This is a genomic window from Mesorhizobium sp. M5C.F.Ca.ET.164.01.1.1 (assembly GCF_004792125.1).
Classification (GTDB): domain Bacteria; phylum Pseudomonadota; class Alphaproteobacteria; order Rhizobiales; family Rhizobiaceae; genus Mesorhizobium; species Mesorhizobium wenxiniae.
Genome location: NZ_SRTG01000202.1, coordinates 1 through 377 on the forward strand (window position 1 = coordinate 1; position 377 = coordinate 377).

The 377-nt window shown below is 63.7% G+C and carries 1 pseudogene; it reads left to right on the forward strand.

The annotated features are described in order from the left end of the window. Nucleotides 1–377, forward strand: a pseudogene (locus EN807_RS33120) (phosphomethylpyrimidine synthase ThiC); the annotation flags it as partial.

Below are 377 nucleotides of genomic sequence, written 5' to 3' on the forward strand. Positions count from 1 at the left end.
GGAAAATCCACAAGCCCGGCGTCCTCTACCCGCAGATCAGGGTGCCGATGCGCGAGATTTCCGTCCATCCGACGGCCGGCGAACCGCCCGTCACCGTCTACGATCCGTCCGGCCCCTACACCGATCCATCAGTCCAAACCAGCATCGAAAAAGGCCTTGCCCGGCCTCGCCACGAATGGGTCACGGCGCGTTGCGATGTCGAAGCCTATGACGGCCGCCACGTCCGGCCGGAAGACAATGGATTCGCCACCGGCGAGCGCCTGACACCGGAATTTCCGATACGCAATCGGCCGCTCAAGGCCAAGCAGGGCAAGGCGGTGACCCAACTTGCCTATGCGCGCGCCGGCATCATCACGCCAGAAATGGAGTTCGTAGCC